The following is a 24661-nucleotide window of genomic DNA, read 5'->3' as shown; positions in this document are numbered from 1 at the left end:
GAGACATCTTTCTCTGATGAGTCCAAGGAACTTGAAGAGGAGTTTCAGGGTCTATCGACGGACAGCGGTTCTTCGGAATCCATCACATCACAGGAAGAGGGGGAGCAAGAGGTTGAGGCTCAAGTGCTGGGAGGGAAGAGTCAGAGCGAAGGGGTGAAGGGATCTGGAACACCCAAGGTGCCAAAGGGATATTATCTATATAAGGGCAAGCTCTATCCGCTTGTGGAAGTTTGGAACTATAAATTGCCGGATGGTCGGACAGTCCCGCTCAAGCTGGTTAGAGGGAAGAAGTATCGTATTCTCACCTCGTGGAGGAATCCCAATCCCAGACCTCTCACGCCGGAGGAGTGGAGATATCAGGAAAAGCTCCTAAAGAAAGAACAGCGTTTGATCCAGGAGATGAAAAATGAACCCTCCAAGGAGAGGAGGCTGGAGCTCAAAAAGGAGCTCCTAAAGGTATGGGAGGAGAAGGCGAAGCTTCCTCCCGGTCCATGTCTTGGTTGGGATGGCGTGGAGGAGATATGGCTACGGCTTCCCGGACAGAGTGAGCCATCTGAAGTAGTCACCATTGATCTCCGGAATTATTAAGCGATTTCAGGTGAAACGGGTTTTCCTAACGCTGGCCGTGGGGATTGCTATCGCCCTGGGGATTTACCTGCGGTTGCAGGTGGTTCCTCTCGTTCGGGATGGCTGGCTCGATACGGATGTCTACCGTTTCGTCCGTCAGGCGAAGATCATCGCTGAAACCGGGGGGTTGCCCGAGCGGGATATGATGCGGTGGGCCCCCCTCGGGCGCGATCTCACCCGTCAACTCAGCCTCTCCTCTTACCTTCTTGCCTGGATTTACAAATCGGTACGATGGATACGCCATTCATTCACCCTATCTGACGCGGCTTTGATCTACCCACTCATATGGTTCGCTCTCTCCCAGGTGGCACTCTACCTCCTCGTTAAAGGGCTATTTGATCGGCTGACAGCGTCGGGTGCCGTTTTTCTACTTGCCGCTGTCCCCTCTGCTTTCATCCGCAGCTCGGCGGGATACGCCGACCGGGATTCGCTATGCCTGTTCTTTGGGTTATGCGTCCTCCTCTTTTTCGCCCGATCTCTGGAGGCGCTTTCGCTGAAAAAGCGGATCTTCTATGCCGTTCTTGCCGGAATTGCCCAGATGTTTCTCAAACGGATTTCCCAGATGCTCTTCTTCGCCGTTCATGGCAGCGAGGTAAATAACACGGCCACATTAGACAAATAAACTGAGTTGTAGAGATGATCCATCATTTCAGGACTTCGCCCACTATATCCTCACCGTCAGGGAGAACATAGGCTTCTGGGATTATGAGGAGGATTTTACACAAAATTCTTGACAGACCCCCGCTTGGCCCAGCGATCCATCAATCTCGGGGGTATCTCACCTACGAAGCGGGATACCCTCCCCTCGGTGATCCCCCGTCTCCAGAGCGCCGTGACCAGATACAACCTCTCTTTGGCTCTCGTCATCCCGACGTAACAGAGCCGTCTCTCCTCCTCTAAAAGCTCCAGAGGTGAGCTGTAAAGCGGCAGCTCACCCTCCTCCATGCCGATGATTATCACGACGGGGAACTCCGTCCCCTTAGCCGAGTGAAGCGTCATCAGCGTGATCTTGTCCTTCTCGGCTCTGTACTCGTCCACCCCCGCCAGCAGGGCGTGATAGTCCAGGAAGGCCGAAAGGCTTTTATCGGCGCTCTGGTTTTCGAACCGTATGATCCTGTTCATCAGCTCGGATTTGGCGGCGTTCCACTCCGTATCCTCGGCATCCTCGCCTATCATCATGCTGCGAACATCTCTCAGGATGATCTCCGCCGATTCATCCTCATTCATCGGATCAAGCGCAACGGAGATAGGGGTAGTTTTGAGATACCTGGCGGCGGCCCTCAGATATGCCTGAGCAATCGGCGATTCATCCCCTGAATCCTTGATTCCCACCGCGACGAGCGGCAACAGATCGAGCATGCTCTCGACGATCCTTCGCCTGGCGCTTTCCTCCTCAAGTTTTCTGATCAACCTTGCGGTCAGCTCGGCGTCCCTGTGCGCCCGATGGAGTCGTCCATGATCTATGGAGAACCTCTCCGCCAAGGCGCCGAGCTCACCGCTCTCCCGCGGATAAAGCCTCTGCGCCACCTTCATCGTGTCATATGTCACGTTGGAAAGCCTTGTGTTCATATATCTCGACAGGGCTCTATCCAGCACGAGGTTGTCGAACTGTTCCACGTTGTGGCCGGCGATTATATCGGAGCCGATAAAATCGAGGAAATCGGGCAGGATCTCCTCTATCGACGGGGCGTCCTTAACCTCTGCATCCGTTATCCCGTGGACGAGCGTGCTGGATCTGGGGATAGATGTCTTCGGCCTGACCAGCGAGTAAAACCTGCCCACCTCCCTGCCCTGCTCGTCGAGCTTCAAGGCCCCTATCTCGATGATCTCCGCCCTTCGCGGATCGCTGCCTATGGTCTCCAGATCGTAGACCACCACGTCCCCCAGATCGGGCCGTTCGAGGTATTCGACCACCCTCCTGCATATGTTCAACGACATCAGCGTCAACGATCCGACGGTTTCGACCTCGATGGGGTTTTGGGGATCGCCCAGCTTGATCTTCCCCTCTATCCTTATGGGAAGCCCGTCCTCGGAGATCTCCGCCCCGAGATATCCTCCGAGAACCCTCTCAAGGAGAACGGCGGCGCATCTCTCATCAAGCCCACCCTGATAACTGATATGGAAGCTCTCGCCGCGGAGCAGGGCGCTATGGATCACATCGGCTGCCGATTCGATCGGAACCTGCTCGGAGAGTATCAGATCCACATCATCCCTCCTGAAGGGTGATCTCATCGGCTCGAGCCTCTTGAAAAGCTCCATTCCGATCCGGCTCACCCTCTCCTCGCCGGCGAGCTCGGAGAGCGAGTGAACGAAATCCATAAACCTACCGAGCTCCGCCCTTGTCAGAGGCCCCAGCGGCCCGGATCGTCCGACCAGATCGTCGATCAGCGTGACCAGATCCGTTCTCTCCACCCTTGCCAGCTTCTTCAGCTTCGCGAAACGGAGCTCATCTACGATCGTCCTGGGGAAGTTCATGGCCCTCTCCAGATCCAAATCCAGGCCCCAGTTGATGAACCTCAGAAGGGCTATCAGCTTCCCGAGGACGCTTTCCGTCAGGATTGCCTCGGGTTTGACCCTGGTGATCCGAAATCCGCTGCGGGCCAGAAACTCCTCAAGCGTGTCCGCGAGGGCATGTCTTCGGTAGAAGATGGCTATATCCCCTGGCGAGTATCTGGCCTCCCTGATAAGCCTTGTGATCAGCCTCGCCACAAGGTTCGCTTCCTCCTCAGCGGTATCGACGGTGTAATGGATGATCCTCCCGACGCTGGAGTTATCCGGGGAGAGATCTTTGGTTCTATGGCGCCGGTTGTGTCGTATGAGGGATTGGGCGGCCTCAAGGATGTCAGATGTTGATCTGTAGTTGATCTCCAGCTCGATCACGCGCGGGTTGAACTCCTCGATGAAGGAGTCTATGAAACGAGGGCTGGACCCGCGCCAGCTATATATCGATTGATCCTCATCCGCCACGACGGTCACGCATTTCCTCATATCGGCATCGGAGATAAGCCTCAGGAACTCGTACTGCGCGAGGTTGATGTCCTGAAACTCATCGACCAGTATATAACCGGCCCTCTCCCTGTATTTATCCCGAACATCATCGACCTCCCGGAGGAGTCTAACGGCATAGAGAAGGATGTCGTCGAAATCCAGCGCTTTATATCCCTGAAGTTTCTCCTGGTAGAGCCTTATGATCTCGGATAAGGTTTCGACCTCCTGGGGGTCGCTGATGATCTCCCCATCGCGGGTGTATATCTCCTCCAGCCGTTCCATCGGTTTCATCTTCGCCTTCTGAGCGCTTATGATGTCCCTGATGAACCATATCTGATACCGTCCCCTGCCGATGTTTAGATCCCTGAGACACTCCGATATCAGTTCATCCTGCATCTGACGATCGAAAATGACGAAGTGTTTGTCCAATCCTATCTTTTCGGAATCCTCGCGCAGCACGTTGACGCAGGCGGCGTGAAAGGTTCCCATCCATATCTGGTGGATGGTGGAGCCGATCAATCTGATAACCCTCTCCCGCATCTCCTCAGCGGCCTTATTGGTGAAGGTGACGGCCATGATGGATTCGGGCGGGATCTTCACGTTCCGGATCAGGTGGGCGACCTTATGGGTGATGACCCTGGTCTTGCCCGTCCCCGGGCCGGCCAGGACCAGGAGCGGGCCGTCGATGTGTCGAACGGCTTCGATCTGCTTTTCGTTCAAACCCCTCAGTATCTCCAGACCTCATCACCTCGCTTCATCTGTCAGCCCAAACAGCTTTCGCAATTTCTCAGACACCTCCGCTTGTACCTGTGGCGGCAACTCACCCAATTCTCGCCGAATCAAGGCGGTTGTAACCGTCATTAGACGATGTAAACGGAGCGTGGAATGGCCTCCCGTCGGAAAGCGTGTAAATATCCTCTTCAGGATCTTTCAGAAAATCAAAAACTGGGTTTCGAGCTGCCGACCGAAGCCATTCCATCTCATCTATATCAGTTTCTTCAGGCAACAGGATAATGAGCCGCACTCGTTTAGAACCGATAATAGGCAGCTCCTCATCTAGAATTATTCGGCGTTGGGATTCAACTGTTCCCATTGCCTCAACAGCTCTCATCATAACTCTCATTTTATTACCTCCTCATCCCTCATCATGGAGCTTTATTATAAGATCGGCGATGTAATCCTTGATCTCCGCTATATCCCTTTTCATCTGCTCTATATCCCGTTCGAGAGCCTTGAGGTCTGACTCTTTAATGGCGTTACGTTTTATCCTTATCTCCTTGAAGGCGTTTATCGCCACAACTGCTATGACTATGAGTGCTATTGCCTCCCAAAACCCCATTTCATCTACCTCCCGCTCTCCTGAGATCGGGGGAAAATGACGACGAACTCATTTCCCTCCATTCGGAACAGAGGTTCATGGCCCGTGTGTTCCCGTAAAAGACGGATCATTCTGGGGATACCGCTTCCCGCATCGGTGACAAGCCCTATTTTCAGAAACATGTTATAGATCGTAGGATTGCGCAGGACATGAACTCCGAACCTCAGAGATTCGATAGTAACCGTGTTGGGGAGCCGTCCGGGAGTCCGGAATTCGATTCGATCATCGTAGAGTATCACCCTTATGGGCGCTGAAATGGTATAATCCCGATGGACCATAGCGTTGACCAGCGCCTCTCTGAGCGCTTCCAGTGGGAATTCGGGTTTCACCTCAGGCTCCAGCCCTTGAATACGATGAACCCTCACCAGATATAGATCCAGGAACTTCATCGTATCATGGAGCATCTCCACAAGCCTGCCTTCAATCCGCTTTTGATCCTTCGGCTCTAGGGATATATCCCTCCCTGGTATACGAAGGGCCGAGATATAAACATAGGGGAGGAAATGCTGGGGGGATTTACCGATCAAGAGAAGGCCGGCCAGCGTGGGGTGAACCTCGTCGTCTATCCCCTTGATCAGCCGCCAGTTTCGAAGTAGTCGAGCTCTGGGAATACCCGCCACTTCAAATCCTTCCTCCTCGATTTTATCCAATAGCTCCTCAACGGCTTCCTCGTCCAAATCATCCATCGAACTACCCATCACCGGCGTTTCGTCGTAATATATGCTCTCCACGGTTTGAAACAGTCGCAAAAGCTCCTCTCGTGATGCATGACGACGTCCCGATGAGGTGCGTATGTAGTAAACGCCCCGATTGGTCCTATATGGACGCAGATCGCCTTTCGGCACGTTGACCACCAGAACTATCCGCCCCATTTCGTCTCGAATCGTCTCTTGAACGACCGTCACAGGTGGCACACAGTTGTTAAAGGAGACGTTGTCCACGAACTGCGCGGCCCGATCCAATTCGTCCTCATCGATGCCCATGATCCCTCCCTTATCGTCCACACCCAAGATGATCTGTCCTCCATCCGTGTTCGCGAAGGCAACGATGGACGAGGCCAGATCATCAGGGTGAACGGGCCATATCTTGAACTCCGTATGCAGGTTCTCCCCCCTTTCCAGGCGCTCTTTCAACATCTCAAGGTTCATCCCTTCTCACCTCGGTCAGTCGGTCATGGATGAGTATCGTCAGCTCTGCCGTCAGATCCTTGAGATCCTCTATCTCCCTTTTCAGCGAATCCACCTCCGATTTTATCGTCTCGAACCTTCGACCGGAATACGCTGTATCCTCTTTTTTCCTGAAAGGTGAGGTCGCCGTCCTGATGATGATCCATGAGACAAATGCGAAGAGGAGGAACGGAATGATGATCATGATTAGCGGGAAGATCCACGGGAAGAACATCATCTCGATTACCTCCCCTCCTTGGATTCCTTCCCTGAACAGAGATCTATGACGAGCTCCTCCAGGATCAGCTCAGGGCTGGCTCGACCGGTCTTAAGGGCTATATCCGCTTCAAGCAATCTCTCTATATCCCTTTTCAGCTCGTCTACGGTGAAGTTATCGGCCAGCCTCAGGGCCTGAAAGAGGGGGAACGGCTTCTGTTTGAGCAGATTATATTGACGTGATGACGGGAGGAGGTTAACGGCCATATCAGGGATGCTCCTGTAGACCGTCTCGGAAAACCTCCTGTAATCCATCATACGCATGTCTCCCCTGATGATACCCCTCTGCATTATGAGCTTCGCCTGAAAGATAAGCCTGATCTGGCGAGTGATAAGGGCATGGACTTTAATCGGCGGCTCGCCGCTTCGGAGCGTCTGCCACAACGCCTTGAGGGCCTTTGAAAGGTCTTTCCCCCCGATGGCGTCCGTCAGCTCGAAGATGCGGCTTGAGATCGACTCGGGCACAACCCGATCCACATCCTCCTCCTCTATCCGGTTCCTATCTCCGGCGTAGGGAACCAACTTCTCAAGCTCCTCGAAGACACGTCCCAGATCGTTCTCGCACCTCTCCCTCAAAAGGGAGAAGGCCTCGGGGGAGATGGTTTTGTTGAACCGGGCCAGATGCTTCGAGACGGCCCTGAACATCGGATCTCTGGAAAGGGCATAGCTCGATCGGAGATGCTCGAAGTTTATCACGAGCCCGATCCTCTGTATCTCCTCCTGAAGGACGGCGGGCAGTGAGATAGGGCCTGAGATGATGAGTATCAACACGGCCGTCGGTGGAAGTCCGGATTTGATCCAATCCATGAACCTTCCGGTATCATTTCCTCCGCCCGATGAGGGCACCTCCACATCTCTGAAAAGCTCGACGGCTCTGTCGAGGAATTCGACCTCCTCCTGATCCAGGTTCCCTTCATTTTCGGACTTAAAGGCGGATATGGCGTAGGAGAGTTTTCTCCCATCCTCCATTTCCTCCGGGTGAAGGCCTAAGGCTCTGGAGAGGTACTGGGCTGCTCTGGAGAGGTTACCTGATTGAAAATGCTCGATTCCTTTGCGCAGTAGCTCCAAACCGTTTGATTTGATCCCCGTGAGGAAGCTCGGATTCCTGACGACGATCACGCGTCTGGCTGCTCCTAAAGGATACGTCTCAGCCGCCGCTATCACCTCGCCCGCTGATACATCTCCGCCCTCAAAGATCTCAAGGTTGAAATCCCTCACCTTTTCATCCGGCAGGAGCACCTCTATCATCTTCCCCAGGGTCGTCTCGATCAGATACTCCTCCTCGCCGCAGAGGAGATAGAGGGGCAATACCTTGCCGGCCCTCATATCCCTTATGACGAGGTTGGGGTTTACCCGGGGCGGTTTTTTCAACTGAGGTTCACCTCCGACGAGTCGCCCACGTTCAGGTTATATGGTCTGCCGCTGACGGTGGCATTTGCTCCGATCAGCGACCCATCCAGCAATACATCGCTGACCCTGGCGTTTTCGTTGATTATAGAATCCCGCAAAATCGAATTGGAGATAAAACACCCCTCGGCGATGGAGACGTAGGGACCGATTATGGATCTCTCTATCCTCGTCGCTGAGCCGATGAAGACGGGCGGGATGATGATCGAGCCGGGCACATCATACTCATCCCCTTGCTTTTCAAGCAGATGTCTGTTGGTCGCCAGCAACGTCTCGGGTTTGCCGCAATCGAACCATCCGTCTATCGGGAAGGCCCTGATCCTCTCACCCCTTTCGATCATCATCTGCAATGCATCGGTGAGTTGATACTCGCCTCTGACCTTTATCCCCTTCCTTATTATCTCGTCCAGGCATTCGAAGAGAAGAGGGGAATTACGGATGAAGTATACCCCTACGATGGCCAGGTTGCTGGGCGGGATATCCGGCTTTTCAACAAGGTGCTCGATGAATCCATCTTTCAGCTCCACCACGCCGAAGCGACGGGGGTCATCCACCTCCTTGACCCCTATAGCCGAGTAGCCGTTTTCGAGCATGCCGTGCAGGTCGAACTCGATTATGGTGTCATCCAAGGTGATGAAGAGGGGGGAGTTGCCGACGGCCTCTTTCGTCAGGCTTATGGCGTAGCCCAACCCCAGCCGTTCCGGCTGTTCGACGAAGGTGACCTTAAGATCGTAGTTTTCGTGTATGAAATCCCTTATCTTATCCCCCATATAGCCGACGACGACGATCAGCTCTTCGATCTGCAGCGTGGAGAGGCCGTCCAACACATGGCCGAGTATGGGTTTACCGGCCACGCGGACGAGGGTTTTAGGCGTGGTATGCGTATGGGGCCTGAGCCTCGTTCCCGCCCCGGCGGCCGGTATGACGACCTTCAATCCGTCCATCATCCTATCTCCCTCAGCACCGAAGCGGTGACCCTGGAGATTATCTCCACCAGTTCCTCCTCGGGAATGATGGAGGTCGGCTCACCCCGCACCACTGTCTCTTCCTCTCCGAATCTGCTCCTTCCGAGCTGGCATGCGCGACAGCTATTACACAGTGGATTCGGATGATCGCATATCCCGACGCTACCGAAAACCTGTATCTGCCGTTTAACCGTCTCTTTGATTCCGATCTTTGCCTCTAGGAGCAGTTCGGGGAATTTTATCAGGTCCGGCTCCTTACGCAATCGTTCCTTGATCCTGTTAACGGCGGCTATGCTGGTCTGGGTGTAAAAGTTAACCTTACATATGCCCAGTTGGATCGCCCGTTTGAAATCCTCATCCGGGACCCCCGTTCCTCCGTGCAGCACGAGGGGGATATTCACGCGGCGGGCTATCTCGGCGAGACGGTCGAAATCCAGCTTCGGCTCCCCCTTGTACAGCCCGTGTACGGTTCCGATCGCCACAGCGAGGGCATCCACGCCGGTTTCCTCGACGAATATGGCGGCCTCCTGTGGATCGGTAAAGAGGGAGGGCTCAGCGACCGTTCCCTCCTTACTTCCTCCCTCGCCGCCGGTGACCTGTCCCAGCTCAGCTTCTACGGTCACGCCGACGGAATGACATATGTCCACTATCTGTTTGGTGCGGCGGATGTTCTCCTCGAGGGGATACTCCGATCCGTCATACATCACCGAGGTGAAGCCACATCTTATCGCCCTGACGATGGTCTGAAGGCTCAACCCATGGTCCAGATGCAACGCCACCGGTATAGGGGCAAGCTGTGCAGCGCGCTGCACCACGGGAGCCATCGCCTCCATGTCCACGTAGTCGAAATGAACCTCGGCGATGTTTATGATCACGGGAGACTTGAGCTCGACCGCCGCCTCAAGTATCCCCTGCAGGGATTCTATATTTAGGACGTTAAAGGCACCTACGGCGTATTTATGCCTTTTCGCGTCCTCCAACATATCCTTCATGTTAACCAGTGCCATGTCTCACCCTGAAATAGCTTTGATTTTCTCCTCGAATTCCTCCAAAGAGGAGGATTTCAAGGCAGCTCGGAGCATGACCTTTAATACCTCAGGTTCCTCTACCTGACCTATCGCCCTGATCACTCTAGAGGGAACAATGCTGAACTTCTCCTCCAAGACCTGAAGTATCGAATCACGGAATCCCCGTTGTAATCCCTGTTGCAATCCCTCCTTAATGCCCTCCCTTAACCCCTCTTCTTTTATCATCTCATAAGCGACCGATTGAATCATGATGTCTCTCCTCCTCTCGATAAGGGATCGTGTCATCCCCTTATCCTTCAAACCGGCAAATATGGCCATCGCCGTCAGGATATCTCCCTTTTCCTCGGTGGTTAGCTCTTCGGATTCGTAGATCTTTTCCTCAACTTCATCAACGAGTTTTTCTCCACCTCTCATGAGCGGAATAAACGGGTATACCGCCTCCTCATTGAGGTAGTCGACAGCGTTTTCCTCCCAAATTCTGATCGCCTTATACCTGAAAGACACGATCTCATCCTCATAGGATCCGGTTGCCAGCTTTGAAGGCGTTAAGATAATCACCGCTGGAATCACCTTGATCTTATATCTCAGCCTGAACCGCATGGTATATTCGATCAGCCTCCAGATGAATTCCCGACTGAAGGCGGTTTGAAATTCCAGAAGCACGATTATCTCCTCGCCATCCTTTAGCGTCACCCGCATGGGAAAATCGCTCCTGCGAAGGCTCACCGTTTCCTCAGGCAATTCCTCGATCAACTCAATCTGCTCGGCTTCCACCCCCAGGAATCTGGTCAGTATCACCTCCTTTCCTCTTTCCAGTGTGACTTTGGCTGCTATATCATATTGCATGTTATAACCCTGTCCTACGGTTTTACGGTCTCGAGCAATCTATCTATGATGTCGAGACTTGTTATCCCGTCCGCCTCGGCATTGAAGTTGGTCAGGATTCTATGTCTGAGGACGGGCTTGCTGATGGCCTGTATATCCTCATAGGATGCGTGATATCTGCCGAGCATGACCGCCCGGGCTTTAGCTCCCAGCACGAGATACTGTATGGCCCTTGTCCCCGCTCCCCACGCGACCCAATCCCTGATGAACGGGGGCGCCATCTCGTCGGACGGCCTTGAGCTTCTGACCAATCTTACGGCATATCGGACCACATCCCTGGCTATCGGCACCCTTCTGACCACATCCTGTAGCTCGATTATTTCCTCCTTGCTCATCACCTTTTCAAGCTGCGGCTCATAGGCTGAAGTGGTGGTTAGCGCTATCTCCTCTTCCTCCTCCGAGGAGGGGTAGTCCATGTAGATGCTGAACATGAACCTATCGAGCTGTGCTTCCGGAAGGGGGTAAGTTCCCTCCTGCTCTATCGGGTTCTGCGTCGCCAGAACGAAGAAGGGCGGGTCGAGCTCATATGTCGTGCCTCCGGCCGTGACCTTATACTCCTGCATCGCCTGAAGCAGAGCAGCCTGGGTTTTAGGAGGGGTCCTGTTTATCTCATCAGCCAGAACCACGTTGGCGAATATCGGGCCGGGCATGAACTTAAAATACCTCCTGCCAGTATCTATATCCTCCTGGATGATATCCGTGCCGATTATATCGGAAGGCATCAGATCAGGGGTGAACTGGATCCTGTTGAATTTCAGATCCAATATCTGGGCGATCGTGCTTATGAGCAAGGTCTTGGCCAGCCCCGGAACACCTACCAACAGACAATGCCCTCTGGAGAAAAAGGCGATCAATATCTGGTCGATGACCTCACCCTGACCTATAATGACCTTCCTGATCTCCTTGAGCAGTTTCTCCCTGCCTTTTTTGAGAAACTCCACCGCCTCTATCTCATGCGGTTTAAGCTCCATAGCGTCCAAGTTCGGTCTCCTTTCATCGAGCTTCGGCCTTATTTTAGCATATCCCTGTATCAAAGGCAATCGGATGACTTTGCACGCAGCTTTAAGGCGCCCAGCGGGCATGCCCTGACGCAAAGCCCACAGCGGATACATTTCTCATGCTCTATCTCGACGAAGAGATCCAGAAGGGTTATGGCGTTTTGGGGACACACGCCTGCACAGGTGCCGCAGTAACCGCATATATCCCTCGATATTTCGATCATATACTACCTCCATATCATGAAATCCCCCAAAGTCGCACCGGACCGAGCAGGCCCGATGGCTTGGGGTCCGATTCGATGAAGTTGGCCATCGAATTGATGACCCTTATCTGCAGCAGGATCTCACCGCCGCTCATATCCTCTACCCTCGCCGTGAAAGGAGGCCAAGGTCGAACGGCTACATTCCTGCCGTTTACGATGAATTCGGCCATATCCGCAACCTCCTCCGCTTCGACGAAAAGGAGCTTGATCTCCTTTGGCACCTCAATCCATCTGGAGTAAAGGGCTACCCCTGAATAGAAGGGATACCCGTTCTCGGTCCATGATCCGCCTGCCGGCATTCTCCTTCGAGGCTCGGATATGACGAATTCCTCTTCCCCTCTCCTCAGGGAGAAGTCTCCGAGGAGCTTGGGCGGATAGGTCAGAATTTGAGGCTCGCCCGCCCAGCTCTGATGTTGAAAGACGAGTTTGAGCTCGTTTTCGCCTTTTATGAGGAAGGGCGATATCTGAACGGTCTTCCATTTGGGATCTATGTGGTTCTGGAAACCCATCCCCTCCACCTGGACACCGTTTATCAGGATCTGTAGCGATCTCCCCTCCATAAACGACCGTCTTCCCTCGATATCATCCAACATCAGGAGGAGCGATCTGGGGATGTAGTCGGCCTTGAAACGGGAGGTATACTCGTAGTGAGTCCAATCGCCCGAAGTTCGGATCGACATCTCCCACCTCTCAAGCGGCAGAGCGTTCGGCTCCTCCGCCTTGAACTCCCACTCCCCATCCAATGTGTCGATCAGCTCAAGCTCCCTCTGGTCTATCCTCGACCTCACCTCATCATCCGTTCCCCCATCTCTCCGGATGACGAACAGGGCCGACTCATAGGGCTCGAAACCCCATCTGAACCGAATCCCTCCCTCATCCACCTCAAAGGGAACCGATGACACCTCGCCGGTCTCGGCATCCCAATGCTCGAGCCTTCCCCGGACGGGGAGGCTTATCTCAGCCTGAACCTTTTCGGCGGTCGTGTTCACAGTAAAATAGACCTCTCCCTCATCCAGGCGTCTATGGAGGTATCTGATCCCCGAGGCGACGCGGAGGTTATCATCCGGGACTGAGATCTCGATATCGGGCTCGGTCAGTTCCCTCAACATCTCCCTCAGCCTGTATCTGAGCTCGGCGAAGGAGATCCCCTGGGGCAGGATGATTAGCTTACCTCTGGCGTCCGAAATATCCCTCAGACCCTCCACCAGTTCTTCCGTCACCTCGCTTGCAAGCACCCCGCCGCCCTCGCGATAGAACCGGCCTAGGGCCTCGGCTATCTCATGGCTTATGCTGCTCACGGGAGGGATTATGATCGCCTCATACCTCTCGTCGCCGGCCGAGAGTTTTCCCTCCTCGATCGCCCTCAGGTTGATGAAGTCTTCGGGGATGATATCGTAATCGTAGTGACACCTCAGAAGCTCCTGACAGTAGAAGTTGAAGAAGTCGGATATGAGCTTATCCCCTTCACCCTGTTCCCCGCATTTGAAATGTCTCCAGAGGTCCCTCAGAGGATAGAGGAGGGCCACCTTTGCGACATGCGTTCCGGATCGCAACATTAAGCTCAACCTGGCCACGTAGTCGGCGAAAGCCCTGTAGTGTCGCCAGTATGGAACCTGATAGAACTGCGATGGCGGCGAATCGGTCTTCCGAAACCCCTCGAGGCTGTAGTAGAAGGCATGTGGACAGAGGAAATTGATCCCTAAGCTGAACTGCCAGTCGACGATACGTTTCATATCGGCCATCGAAAGCCGCCAGCCGCTCACGCCGAAGGACTCCGACAAAACCGCCTCCTTGCCATAAAGATGGGCTATGGAGCTGACCAGTTTCCCTCCCTGAACGTTCGTGCTCATAAGCGGCAGGTTTCCCCATCCGCCATACCTTCCCTCACATCCTATTCCGAGGTGATCCACCCCGGGTATATCGAAGTGGCTGAGATCACGGGGAAAATCGCCCTGGAAAATCGTGTTCGAATACAGCCCCTCCTCCAGCAGGAGATGGCCCGTGAGCTTAAGGTTATGTGCCCTACACCACTCCGAATACGGCCTGAAGAAGGAATCGACGTAGAGCTCGGCCACCTCCTCCCTGTAGACCTCCCTGAGCATCCTCCCTTCCTCTCCCAGATCGTAGAACAGGGCGATCGCCATCTCCTCAAGCGAGTATCCGGTTGGTCTAAGCCTCTCTATCAACCTTTCCTCCAGCTTCTCGCTCCAGACGGCGATCCTGCCGTCATGGTGAACCCTATAACATGTGTGATTCTGATGCCATGCGAGCAGACAGGGCTCATCGGTGAAGATCCCCGGCACGGTTTTCCCGAACTCGTCCCCCACCGCCTCGGCGTAGAGGTCTAGGATCTTCAGAAAGGAGCGGGTGGTCTCGGGATTGAGATAATCGGGGCCGAAGACGTTGCCGCGCGGATCGTCTAATCTCCTTACGGGCAGCGCCACGATGAGCCAATCGCCCTCGGGCAGATCGGCCCTGACCGTTTCATTTATCACCTCGATCGGGGTTATCCTTCGACGCAGATCCTCTATGCCGTCGGACATCCCGCCCTGTATGGCGAAGGCGGTTATGACCTTCATCGTATCGGCGTGTTCGCCCTCGTTTGACATCCTCAGCTCAACCCGTCCGCCTTTCAGGTGCCATTCGAACAGATCCAGAAACTTGTTTCTATGTTCCGGTTTGGCCGTGACCCTCAATCCGCCGACGCCGCTTGGAAAGGGATATTCGTCGTAGAGCCACGCCTTCAACCCCAGCCTTTTCGCCACCATAACGGCGTATCTGACATAATCGAGCCACTCCTCCGACATGTATTCGGTCTCCAATCCAAACCTGGCGTGCATGAAGAAACCGCCCAATCCGGCCTCAGCCATCATTCTGATCTGCCTTTCTATCTCGGCTTTATCCATCTTGGAGTTCCAAAACCAGAAAGGGATAGGACGAAACTGGACGGGTGGATCGACGAACAGGTCTTTTAAGCGGATCATACGCCCTCCTCGCTTCTATAGATGTTCCATGCCAGGATGTCCGTCTCCTCATCCGTCTTCCATCTAAGCTCCACGGCTTTGCCGTCAAAGGACCCTGTGAAGGACAGGAGTATGACAGGAAGTGAGGTGTCCGATATCCCCTGCGGTCTGGAGCCGCTGACCGTGGTGTCGGTGCTTGATGTCCCGTCGGCTGCACCTTGGAAGAAGATATACATGGGATCGCCTGTTCCATATCCCAATACATCCCCGGTAGTCGGATCCTTCAGGTTTCCCAGATTAACCTGCCAGTTGCCGCTTGAATCCGATAGGGTCGAAAGCCAGTGTGACACCACGCCCCCATGTGTGACCCTCACGTATACGATCGCGCCCTCCGCCGGAGTGACCCCGTCGGCCTTGTACACCTTGCCGTATACGACGTAGGATGTGCCGGTTCCCACCTTTGCGGTTTTAAACTCGTATTTGTTTCCGCCGTTATCGTCGGTGGTGCCGTCGGAGACCACCTCAAAATAGTATGTCGTCTCAGGGTCCAGGCCCGTTATCTCGACGTAATGTGTATCGTCCACCCTCGTATCGCTCGCCGTTGAGCCCAGGGCCTTCGTCGTGCCGTAGTTCACCCTGTTATCGTTCGTGACCACATCGGTTATCCATGAGATGACGACCGATGAGCTGGAGTGGTTGGAGACCCTTATGTCGCTTATGGTGATCGGGAAGGCGGGGGTTATAAACACACAAAGCACAAGGGTTAACGTTAAAATCCCCTTCATACCTAACACCTCCTGTTCACCTCTGATGCGGTAATTCGTAGCCTCCGCACCCATCGGACGGCTCTATCAGCCCACATTCCAAACCCTATATCCTCACATCATGGTTAGCTTCTCCCTGAACTCATCCATGCTGCCGCACCGGATGGCATGGCGATGTAACTGCTTCAGGATATCCCTCTCCTCTATCCTCCGCACCTCTTTCTCCACATCCTCAGGCACATCCCCGAACCTCTCCTCCAACGCCTCCAAAACCATCTCCCTGGCATTCTCCAACATGCCTTGCTGGATGCCTTGTTGGATTCCCTTCCTTATTCCTATTCTCTCCGCAGTTGTGATATACGGCATTCCCTTCACCTCCTCCTCTCTCAGTATCTCCTCATGATACAACTCCTCCAATTCCTCCGGCAAGCTTATCACCATGTCTATGAACCTATACAGGCTCAATATCTCATTCCTCCCATATCCCCTCTCATACAACAGCCTCGTCAGCCTCAGCTTCCAGGCATACCTCTCCCTTACCTCCCCTCTCGCCTCCTGGGACTTCAGATGCGCCATCACCACCACAGAGAAGGGGTTCATATCCCCCTCCATCTCCTCCCACCTATCACGGTAGTCCAGAAGCTTCACCACCGGATATGCCATCTCAAGGCGGAAGTCCCCCATCATGAACTGATATGGACCAGGACGGAAACGATCATCCTCATCGGTCAGCACCGCAAGGCTGACGACATCTCTGTTGTATCTGTCGAATATCCGGTAGTTGTAGACATACATCCTCTTCGAGAACTCCTCCTGTGGGTATCCCTGAACTTCCACGTGAATCAGCAGCCATTTCTCCTCTCCATTCTTCAGAAATGCCTTGACCAGCGTGTCAACTCTCCTTCCACTCAGCCCTCTCTTGCTTATTCTGCCCAGTTCCTTGTCCAGGAACTCAAATCCTCTGGTTGTGTCTATGTGCCGGGCTATGGATGGGAAGAAAAAGCTCAGGAAATGAGGGAAGAAGGATCTGATCGCCTCTTTCCATCCCTCGTCATATTTGACTCTCACCCCACCAACCTCTGTCCCTGTGGAGATGTGCTACTCCTACAAATCCCATCCTCCTGCACCGCTTAATTTTAATCCGTTTTCGACCTGACTATCAAGGGGTGCACCTATGTGTTGCGCCCGATGATAACGGGCAGACACGTAGGTCTGCCCCACGTAACACCTCCATTCGCTCACTTCAGGAGCAAAAGCCTCCTGGTTGCCCTGAACCTCCCCGCCTGTATGCAATACCAGTAAACCCCGCTTGCCACCCTCTCACCTTTCTCGTTCCTGCCATCCCAATGCGCTGCCTTGTCCTTGTCAAGATAATAACCGGCATCGAGATGTCCCAGATCCAACACCCTCACGAGCCTCCCCACACCATCGTAGATCTTTATCTCAACATCCGCCGGCTCTGAAAGCTGAAAGGGTATCCATGTCTCAGGGTTGAACGGGTTGGGGAAGTTCTGCAGAAGCTCCGACCGCTGAGGCATCGTCCCGCCATCGGAGCCCTCCAGAACGAGCCCTCCCACCAGCGAGACCCTCCCCATATACTCCGGCCCTTTAACCTCTAAAACCCTTTCGGGATACCGAGCCCCGCCTTCGCCATCCGCCCCCTGAACCTCGATCTGAATCTGATCCCCGGACATATATCGAAAGACGCCGCCGCTGAACCTGTCCTTCAGATTGCCCAGATTGACCTGCCACAACCCGTCCTCATCCACCAGAGCGGCCAAGGTGAGGGATTCCCTGTGACCACGCCTCACCCTCACGTAGACCATCGCGCCTTCCGCCGGGGTGAAGCCGTCCTCATCGTAGACCTCGCCGTAGATGATGTATGGAACTCCAGCTGTGAGCCTCGTCGTCCTGAAGGTGTACAGCCTCCCATCGCCGCTTATCCTGTAATAGCAGGTCGTCTCGGGCGAAAGGCCCGTAAGCTCGATCCGGTGTAACCTTCCCTCTCCGTCTTCCAGGGCGGCGAGCCCGAGATCAGGGGTTGGGCCGTATTCCACCGCTCCCCTGCAGGGGAGATCCGTCAACCACGAGATCGCCGCGGAGGTGGCCGAGATGTCGGTCAGCCTCACAAACCCGATCCTTGTCGAAATCGGCGGGGGCAATACGATCGGGCCCTTGTCTGAACGGTCAACCGGCAGCGGAGGTGCGGGGCTGCCGGGAGTCCACGAGGGGACATCGCTCTCGACCTGAACCACGAACCCGGCATATGACTTTACGCTGAAAGGCTTGCTCGGCGGAATTATCCGTCCTCCCTCCTTGATCGCCGAGTCGCCCCATTTCTGGAGATCGGCATCCCAGGGGGTCACGACCCGACTGTTCGGGATATTCCGGATCAGACTTTCGGGATCAGGGGCGTATGTTTCGGGTTTATAGGGGATGGAGACGAAGTTCAGCCCTCTTCTAAGTTTCACCGGCGGCGGGCTTGAAAGCGGCGCACCCCCGAACGGAACCGTCATGTCCTCGTCCGCCTGGACGAAATAGCTGTATCCCGGTTTAAGCTCGAAGTCACTCCCGATGATCCCGCCGTCGCCCACGGCGAGGGTCGAGTCGCCATATCGCTGTCTTTCGGCATCCCATGGGGTGACGATCTTACACCCTGATATCCGCTCGAGCAGCCATCTGGCTGAATATGCCCCTTCGCGGAAGGGGACTGTGAGGAGGTTCAGCCCCTTCTTGATGGGCACCTGTGTCTCCCCACATCCCGCAAACAGGGCTATCTTCGCCGTGCGTTTGATCTGGAGGGAGAGCTTGTTCGTATCCTTATCGAGCTCCCCACCGGCATATCTCCATTTGCCGCTCTTTTCGTCCCACACGAACGCCCTGAGGGTTCCCTCATCCTTCCCGGTTCCCGTGACGTCGTCCTCCTTGTAGAGAAACGTCATCTTGATGGGCTTCTCGAAGGAGTCGTACCCATCCGAGAACCTGAGGTCATAGATCATCCCAGGGGGAACAGCGAGTCCCTCGGGTGGAGGGGCAGGAAGAGACGGAGGTATGAAGAGTTCGAGGGTTCTCTGTTTTCTCAGGGCTCCCAGGGGTATGTCTATTTCCATCATCCCTGCGAAATCTATAACATTCCTGTGGTCGGAGTGAAGGGTTTTCTCGATGGAGCTCTTGGGCGAGATGAAGATGGGGTTGCTCTCCGGATTCTCGAACGGGTAGGTTGCGAGCGTCCTGCCTCCTCCGTCCTTTGCGAGGATGTAGTAATCCACCCCGGCCTGTGTCATGGCGTTTTTGGGGATGAATCCGTGATACTCGCCGCCTCTTTTGACGAGGGGGATCTCCGTATAGGAGCCGGAACCGTGAACCCTGTAGAAGGCGCTCACGCCTGCGACACCTCTCCCTGATGGGGCGACGACGCGTATCAGCACGGGTTTGCCGGTGAGCGCCTCCGTGATGGGAGCATGGAAGAAGGGAAGCCGTGTGAAAGCGATGGCAGATTCAGGGCTTCCTCTGAATTTAGCGTAAATGTAGTTTCCAGGGTTGGAGAGTGTCCACTCCTTGGTTGGGCTATAAGGTTCCCAGGAGGCCCCTGCAAAGGTATGATCCTCGCTTATCATCATCTCCTTGGGTGTTGGGGTAACATCCAGATTGAGCGTTACTGTGGGGGATGAAACCGCCCCTGAGAAACCGGTTGGAATAACCTTAATAACATCGTAAACTGTGACAGATATGGATGGAGAAGACAGTAAAGGCGAGAAATCAACTAAGCTCTTCGAAGAATCATCATAAAAGTCATAGATCTTCTGAGCTATCATCCTGGCATCAGTTGTCCCCCACCAGTTGTATTTCGCGTTTATCACCCTTGCATTCCGCCTTGATCCTTCAAGGTAGATGAGATATTCTGAAGCCTCTATATTATTGAACTTTATCTCCGGAGCCACATATACCGGGTTGGCCTTTATTCCTATCTTGCTTTGATTCACTGTGTTCCCTTCTACTGTGATGGAACCCTCAGCGTAAAGATATATCCCTACATCGCAGTTTGAAATCTTATTGTTTGAAACCGTCCCCTGAACGGTAAAGTAAATCCCTGTTCCTGACCCACCTCTATTGATGACATTATCGGACACAACTGAATTCCTACCTGTGAAGGTTATCCCACCATTTGTGATGGTATTGTTGGAGATGGTCACACGCCCACTTGGAGCATCAGCTCTTATCGAGCTGTTGATGAAAATATTATTGGTGATGCTTATCTCCTTCCCCTGTCCATGAGTCAAAGAGAGTTCTACCCCATCAAATTTGCAATTGGATATTATTGAGACATAGCTGTCCCAATCAGTGGAGATACTTCCACCGTTGGAAAACTCACAATTATGAGAAGGAACCCTCGCTTCCTTTGCTGAACTTTATATTCCCCCATCTAGCCCCTGATGATGTGAAGATGATATAGTTATCAGAAGTTCCATTTGCTATGAGTTTGCCTTCAATCACTATGTTGTAGCTCCCTTCAAATATCACCTCTACTCCTGGGTTTATCGTTAAGACCGCTCCCTCCATTACCAGCATATTGTTTTTTATTAAAATCACATCCTCTGACCAAGTTTTACTTTCCGATATGATCCCGCTAACTTCTGATACAGTTCCTCTTGTCCTAAATGTAAATTGCGTTTTATCTATAGACAAGCGATTTCCCGCTAAATCGGTTGCGACGATGTTTTTGAGCGTGATGCGGTAGGTATGACCGGGTGAGAGCGAGATATCCGATGTGAGCGTCAGTTTATCCCCGGCATCGTTGAAGCTCGCCCGAAGAAAACCACCGTCCACCAGATTCCGTAAGGATGTGTTCGCCAGTTTCTGTCCTGTGGTGAGATCCTCCAGATCCACCGTCGTCCTTAATACCGAGTCCTGATCCATCGGCTCGCTGAACTGTATCCAGAAGTTGATCTTTATCGATGCATTCGTGGCTCCGTCGGACGGGTTGGTGTAAAGAATCCGAGGAGGAACGTCATCCTCCTGGGCCGAGGCGAAGTTCCATGATAGAAAACCTAAAAGGAGAAAGAGGGAAATCACCCCACAACGGGTGGAAATCACACGATATACCATTCAAACCTCACCCCCCAATATCAAGGAGGCATGGAGCTATGAGGGAGATGAAACGGGAAACCCTCTGGCTAAATCAGGCGAGATTGAATATATCCTACACACCGCAGCTTTCAATCCACATGAGTTCCCGAAACACATCTCGACGATCCTCCAGATGAGAACATCCGAACTTCATTAACTCCATGTCCCTATCTAACTTTCTCGCTCTTATTTCCCTTGAGTGTAGCGGTTATCCATCAAGCGTAGTGCGCAAGGCGTAGAGCGTAAGGCGCTTTACGCCGCACGCATTACGCACTACGCAAATCAGCTCTCTGCTACACTCACCGAAAATATGAGCGAACTTTCTAACACAGCCTATTTTACCAAAATCAAGAGGCGAGGTCAAGAAAAATTCGCCAAGATGTATAAGGGCTAGGCATTCAAGAGAATGCCTAGCCCCTACCTTCATCGGGGATGACTTGATCCTCATCTCCAAGGGTGATAAAATCGCTTCTCAAACCCTTACGCCCGAATTTCCTTTAGGAGACAGGAGGCGGGAAACAGGAGAACGGTATGAACGATCCTTATAATATCCATGGGAGGAGGAAAGGAATGGACAGGAGAAGATTTCTCTACACCTTAGGCGTCGGAACGGCGGGCGTTATGGCCCTGGGAGGTTCAGCGGTTTTCGGAAAGTATCCGAACCTCGGCGGTCGTAAGCCGAACATAATCTTCATACTGGCGGACGATCTGGGATATGGAGATCTGGGATGTTACGGCCAAAGGCTTATCGAAACTCCCAATATAGATGCTCTGGCGGCAGAGGGGATCAGGTTCACCCAATGCTATGCCGGAAGCACGGTATGTGCCCCCTCACGTTGCGCCCTTATGACGGGATTCCACATGGGACATGCCCGCGTTCGAGGCAACAAACTCATCCCGCTCCGTCCTCGGGACGTCACGGTCGCCGAAATACTTAAAGGCGCAGGCTATACCACGGCGATCATCGGGAAATGGGGTCTCGGCGAGCCGGGAACCACCGGGGTGCCAAATCTGAAAGGGTTTGACGAGTGGTTCGGCTATCTCAATCAGAGACGGGCACATAACTATTACCCGGAGTATCTTTGGAGAAACATGGAGAAATACTGGATCAAGGAGAACATGAACGGAAAGAAGGGGGTATACTCCCATGATCTATTCACCGAGGAGGCACTGAAATTCATCAGACGCAACAGGGGTAATCCCTTTTTCCTCTACCTGGCATATACCATTCCGCACGCCAACAACGAGCTGGGGAGGAAAACGGGCAACGGCATGGAGGTGCCATCGGATGAACCCTACTCGGACAGATCATGGCCTCAGGTGGAGAAAAACTTCGCAGCCATGGTTACGAGGATGGACAGGGATGTGGGCAGGATCGTCTCCCTTTTGAAGGAGCTCGGAATCGACGGGGAGACGGTGATCTTCTTCTCCAGCGATAACGGACCACATAGGGAGGGCGGGCATGATCCCAAATTCTTCAAAAGCTCCGGACCGCTGCGAGGGATCAAAAGGGATCTCTATGAGGGCGGCATACGCGTGCCGATGATCGTGCGATGGCCGGGGAAGATAAAGCCGGGGAGCGTGAGCGATCAGGTCTGGGCCTTTTGGGATTTCCTCCCGACAGCGGCGGAGATCGCGGGGGTGGAATCGCCTAGGGGGATAGACGGGATCTCCATGTTGCCGGCCCTGCTCGGTAAGGAACAAGGAGATCATGAATACCTGTATTGGGAGTTTTATGAGAGGGGGTTCGATCAGGCCGTCAGGATGGGCGACTGGAAGGGAGTGCGGCATCTGGATAGGAAGATCGAACTGTATAACCTCAGCGAGGATATAGGTGAAAGAAGGAACATAGCAGCGGATCACCTCGATATCGTGAACGAGATATCGAAGATCATGCGAGAAGCACATCTGGATTCGCCGAACTTCCCTATACCTCGGAGGCGTTAGGGCGCGAAGAGCTCATCCCCTTTCGCGGAGCTCCCTTCTGAGGATCTTGCCCATGATGTTTTTCGGGAGTTCCTCTATGAACTCTATCATCTCCGGCACCTTGTAATGTGCCAGGTTCCTCCTGCAGAAGTCCATGATCTCCTCGGCTGTGACCTCCCCCGCTTTGACCACGAACGCCTTTATCCTCTCACCCAGCGGTGAGGGGACGCCAACCACTCCCGCCTCCTTCACCTTGGGATGCTGGATTAAAACCCTCTCTATCTCCTCCGGGTAAACGTGAATTCCATCCATATCTTCGGGGAGACGAACGGTTATCAAATCCTTCTTTCTGACGACTATCTCGAAGTAACCCTCCTCGTCCATCCTGGCGATATCCCCCGTATGGAGCCAACCGTCTTTGAGAACCTCCCTTGTCTCCTCCTCCCTTCTCCAGTATCCCGGCATCACCTGAGGGCCTTTGATGCAGAGCTCACCCTCCCGCCCCGGAGGCAGCTCCTCACCGGTCTTCAGGTCGATGATCTTGCAGTCGGTATCCGGAAAGGGCAAGCCTATCCCTTTTCTCTTTCCCCGTCTCGGGTTACAGTGGGTCACGGGTGAGGCCTCCGTCAGACCATATCCCTCGATCAGATCAACCCCGGTCAGCTCCTTAAATTTTGAAAGCGTCTCCTGAGACAACGGTGAGGCGCCGCTCACGGCGAATCGGATCGAGGAGAAATCATATTTCGGCGTTTCCGGATATCGATTGATGGCCTCAAAGACGGGCGGAACCCCGACGAAGTAATTGGGTTTATAGCGGGCTATCAATTTCAGGGTTTCCTTCACGTTGAAGGTCGGCGTCATGATGACGGTTGAGCCTGTGAGGAATGGAGCGTTCAGGGCCGTCGTCAGGGCATATGTATGGAAGAACGGAAGCGGCGTTAGAAAGATCTCCTTCCCTTCCTCCACCCCGAACCACTCCTTACACTGAACGGCATTTATGACGAGATTCCTGTGGGTAAGGGCGACTGGCTTGGGTTTTCCCGTCGTCCCTGTGGTGTAGAATATCGCCGCCACATCTCCGGGATCGACCTTAACTTCCGGCGTCTTCGCCTCCACTTCGAGGAGCTTTTCAAACCGGAGGACATCCCCACCCGCCTTCGATATCTCCCTCCTTTTCACCAAGGGAAAGAGAACGTTCTTGGGGAACGGAAGGTACTTCTCCAGGGAGGAGAGTATCACGTTCTCAATGCCTACCTCCCTTTTAACCTCCATAACCTTGTGGTATAGCATCTTCAGGTTCAGGGTTACTATGGCCTTGGCACCCGAATCTTCGATCTGATAGGATAATTCCTTTCCGGAGAGCAGAGGATTGTTAGGCACGACGATCGCTCCCGCTTTGATGGTTCCGTAAAAGGCTATCACATATTGGGGACAATTGGGCAGAAAGAGGGCGACCCTATCTCCCCTCTCGATTCCCAGATCGATCAGGGCCCTGGCAAACCTATCCGTCAATTCCTTCAGCTTCCGATATTTTATCCTCTTGCCCATGAAGATCAGGGCATCGTTCTCCGGGTAACTTTCCCCTGATCGGTCGAGGAGATCATAGAGAGGAAGATCTGGATATTGAATGCTTTTCGGAACGCCCTCGTCATAGAAGGAATACCACACCTTTTCCATCTCCCACCCCTTGTTTCCATCTGGGAAATGTGTCTAACGTTCTTATTTCCCTTGAGTATAGTATCTATGGCTACTGTCCGCCGTGCTTTCATCTCTTTCACCCCTAATGGGTTGGACCACATGGGGATTATCAGTACTTGAGAAAAGTAAGGGCTTTGGCGTATAATTGTTCCCAAAATCCTTACCAGGAGGGGACAAAATGCACCAAAGCCGACATCAGGAT

20 protein-coding genes are annotated in these 24661 nt (G+C 53.6%); 3 read left to right on the top strand and 17 right to left on the bottom strand.

Annotated elements, in window-relative coordinates; genetic code table 11:
• The coding region (locus J7M22_18075) for a hypothetical protein (protein ID MCD6508513.1) at positions 1 to 588 on the top strand (588 nt) is incomplete at its 5' end.
• Positions 589 to 598: 10 nt separating this feature from the next.
• On the top strand, positions 599 to 1249 hold the full coding sequence (locus J7M22_18070) for a glycosyltransferase family 39 protein (protein MCD6508512.1): 651 nt from the start codon (positions 599 to 601) through the stop codon (positions 1247 to 1249).
• Positions 1250 to 1344: 95 nt separating this feature from the next.
• Here the strand turns inward: J7M22_18070 and J7M22_18065 are convergent, their stop codons facing one another.
• From J7M22_18065 to J7M22_17990, 16 genes are all read right to left on the bottom strand, one after another.
• Positions 1345 to 4335 carry a UvrD-helicase domain-containing protein gene (locus J7M22_18065; protein MCD6508511.1) on the bottom strand — a complete coding sequence of 997 codons (2991 nt, stop codon included), beginning with the start codon at positions 4333 to 4335 and terminating at the stop codon, positions 1345 to 1347.
• 100 nt (positions 4336 to 4435) lie between these two features.
• Positions 4436 to 4738, bottom strand: coding sequence for a hypothetical protein (locus J7M22_18060; GenBank protein ID MCD6508510.1), 303 nt, complete (start codon positions 4736 to 4738; stop codon positions 4436 to 4438).
• Between the two features lie 12 nt (positions 4739 to 4750).
• The gene (locus tag J7M22_18055; protein ID MCD6508509.1) at positions 4751 to 4954 is read right to left on the bottom strand and encodes a hypothetical protein; all 204 of its coding nucleotides are present in this window, start codon (positions 4952 to 4954) and stop codon (positions 4751 to 4753) included.
• Between the two features lie 5 nt (positions 4955 to 4959).
• Positions 4960 to 6141, bottom strand: a complete 1182-nt coding sequence (locus tag J7M22_18050; GenBank protein MCD6508508.1) for a putative DNA binding domain-containing protein — start codon at positions 6139 to 6141, stop codon at positions 4960 to 4962.
• Positions 6131 to 6397: a hypothetical protein gene (locus tag J7M22_18045; protein MCD6508507.1), complete on the bottom strand. Its 267-nt coding sequence runs from the start codon at positions 6395 to 6397 to the stop codon at positions 6131 to 6133. The genes J7M22_18050 and J7M22_18045 overlap by 11 nt, the downstream gene beginning before the upstream one ends.
• A 5-nt stretch (positions 6398 to 6402) precedes the next feature.
• On the bottom strand, positions 6403 to 7806 hold the full coding sequence (gene holA / locus J7M22_18040; GenBank protein ID MCD6508506.1) for a DNA polymerase III subunit delta: 1404 nt from the start codon (positions 7804 to 7806) through the stop codon (positions 6403 to 6405).
• Positions 7803 to 8777 carry an NTP transferase domain-containing protein gene (locus J7M22_18035; protein ID MCD6508505.1) on the bottom strand — a complete coding sequence of 325 codons (975 nt, stop codon included), beginning with the start codon at positions 8775 to 8777 and terminating at the stop codon, positions 7803 to 7805. The genes holA and J7M22_18035 overlap by 4 nt, the downstream gene beginning before the upstream one ends.
• 8 nt (positions 8778 to 8785) lie before the next feature.
• Positions 8786 to 9814, bottom strand: a complete 1029-nt coding sequence (locus J7M22_18030; GenBank protein ID MCD6508504.1) for a class II fructose-bisphosphate aldolase — start codon at positions 9812 to 9814, stop codon at positions 8786 to 8788.
• A gap of 3 nt (positions 9815 to 9817) precedes the next feature.
• A complete protein-coding gene (locus J7M22_18025; GenBank protein MCD6508503.1) occupies positions 9818 to 10681 on the bottom strand; it encodes a hypothetical protein in 864 nt (287 codons plus the stop codon).
• 14 nt (positions 10682 to 10695) lie between these two features.
• Positions 10696 to 11691, bottom strand: coding sequence for a MoxR family ATPase (locus J7M22_18020; GenBank protein MCD6508502.1), 996 nt, complete (start codon positions 11689 to 11691; stop codon positions 10696 to 10698).
• 59 nt (positions 11692 to 11750) lie between these two features.
• Entirely contained in the window at positions 11751 to 11942 is a 192-nt protein-coding gene (locus J7M22_18015) for a 4Fe-4S binding protein (GenBank protein ID MCD6508501.1), read from the bottom strand.
• Positions 11943 to 11956: 14 nt separating this feature from the next.
• On the bottom strand, positions 11957 to 14965 hold the full coding sequence (locus tag J7M22_18010) for a hypothetical protein (protein MCD6508500.1): 3009 nt from the start codon (positions 14963 to 14965) through the stop codon (positions 11957 to 11959).
• Entirely contained in the window at positions 14962 to 15729 is a 768-nt protein-coding gene (locus J7M22_18005; GenBank protein MCD6508499.1) for a fibronectin type III domain-containing protein, read from the bottom strand. The genes J7M22_18010 and J7M22_18005 overlap by 4 nt, the downstream gene beginning before the upstream one ends.
• Positions 15730 to 15822: 93 nt before the next feature.
• Positions 15823 to 16776 carry a hypothetical protein gene (locus J7M22_18000; GenBank protein ID MCD6508498.1) on the bottom strand — a complete coding sequence of 318 codons (954 nt, stop codon included), beginning with the start codon at positions 16774 to 16776 and terminating at the stop codon, positions 15823 to 15825.
• 170 nt (positions 16777 to 16946) lie between these two features.
• Positions 16947 to 19988 carry a right-handed parallel beta-helix repeat-containing protein gene (locus tag J7M22_17995; GenBank protein ID MCD6508497.1) on the bottom strand — a complete coding sequence of 1014 codons (3042 nt, stop codon included), beginning with the start codon at positions 19986 to 19988 and terminating at the stop codon, positions 16947 to 16949.
• A gap of 94 nt (positions 19989 to 20082) precedes the next feature.
• On the bottom strand, positions 20083 to 20814 hold the full coding sequence (locus tag J7M22_17990; GenBank protein MCD6508496.1) for an Ig-like domain-containing protein: 732 nt from the start codon (positions 20812 to 20814) through the stop codon (positions 20083 to 20085).
• A 591-nt stretch (positions 20815 to 21405) separates the two neighbouring features.
• On the opposite strand from J7M22_17990, the gene J7M22_17985 reads away from it, so the two are divergent.
• Positions 21406 to 22782, top strand: a complete 1377-nt coding sequence (locus J7M22_17985) for an arylsulfatase (protein MCD6508495.1) — start codon at positions 21406 to 21408, stop codon at positions 22780 to 22782.
• A gap of 12 nt (positions 22783 to 22794) precedes the next feature.
• Here the strand turns inward: J7M22_17985 and J7M22_17980 are convergent, their stop codons facing one another.
• The gene (locus J7M22_17980; protein ID MCD6508494.1) at positions 22795 to 24438 is read right to left on the bottom strand and encodes a long-chain fatty acid--CoA ligase; all 1644 of its coding nucleotides are present in this window, start codon (positions 24436 to 24438) and stop codon (positions 22795 to 22797) included.
• Between the last annotated feature and the right edge of the window lie 223 nt (positions 24439 to 24661).

The organism is Candidatus Poribacteria bacterium, assembly GCA_021162805.1.
Classification (GTDB): Bacteria; Poribacteria; WGA-4E; order B28-G17; family B28-G17; genus JAGGXZ01.
This window is presented reverse-complemented; position numbering and strand designations above follow the sequence as displayed.

Excerpts from the sequence above, each read along its gene's own strand:
- J7M22_18010 (MCD6508500.1), bottom strand. The coding sequence starts at position 14,965 with ATGATCCGCTTAAAAGACCTGTTCGTCGATCCACCCGTCCAGTTTCGT.
- J7M22_18060 (MCD6508510.1), bottom strand. The coding sequence starts at position 4,738 with ATGAGAGTTATGATGAGAGCTGTTGAGGCAATGGGAACAGTTGAATCC.
- J7M22_18005 (MCD6508499.1), bottom strand. The coding sequence starts at position 15,729 with ATGAAGGGGATTTTAACGTTAACCCTTGTGCTTTGTGTGTTTATAACC.
- J7M22_17985 (MCD6508495.1), top strand. The coding sequence starts at position 21,406 with ATGGACAGGAGAAGATTTCTCTACACCTTAGGCGTCGGAACGGCGGGC.
- J7M22_18030 (MCD6508504.1), bottom strand. The coding sequence starts at position 9,814 with ATGGCACTGGTTAACATGAAGGATATGTTGGAGGACGCGAAAAGGCAT.
- J7M22_17990 (MCD6508496.1), bottom strand. The coding sequence starts at position 20,814 with ATGGTATATCGTGTGATTTCCACCCGTTGTGGGGTGATTTCCCTCTTT.
- J7M22_18025 (MCD6508503.1), bottom strand. The coding sequence starts at position 10,681 with ATGCAATATGATATAGCAGCCAAAGTCACACTGGAAAGAGGAAAGGAG.
- J7M22_17980 (MCD6508494.1), bottom strand. The coding sequence starts at position 24,438 with ATGGAAAAGGTGTGGTATTCCTTCTATGACGAGGGCGTTCCGAAAAGC.
- J7M22_18020 (MCD6508502.1), bottom strand. The coding sequence starts at position 11,691 with ATGGAGCTTAAACCGCATGAGATAGAGGCGGTGGAGTTTCTCAAAAAA.
- J7M22_18050 (MCD6508508.1), bottom strand. The coding sequence starts at position 6,141 with ATGAACCTTGAGATGTTGAAAGAGCGCCTGGAAAGGGGGGAGAACCTG.
- J7M22_18045 (MCD6508507.1), bottom strand. The coding sequence starts at position 6,397 with ATGATGTTCTTCCCGTGGATCTTCCCGCTAATCATGATCATCATTCCG.
- J7M22_18015 (MCD6508501.1), bottom strand. The coding sequence starts at position 11,942 with ATGATCGAAATATCGAGGGATATATGCGGTTACTGCGGCACCTGTGCA.
- J7M22_18055 (MCD6508509.1), bottom strand. The coding sequence starts at position 4,954 with ATGGGGTTTTGGGAGGCAATAGCACTCATAGTCATAGCAGTTGTGGCG.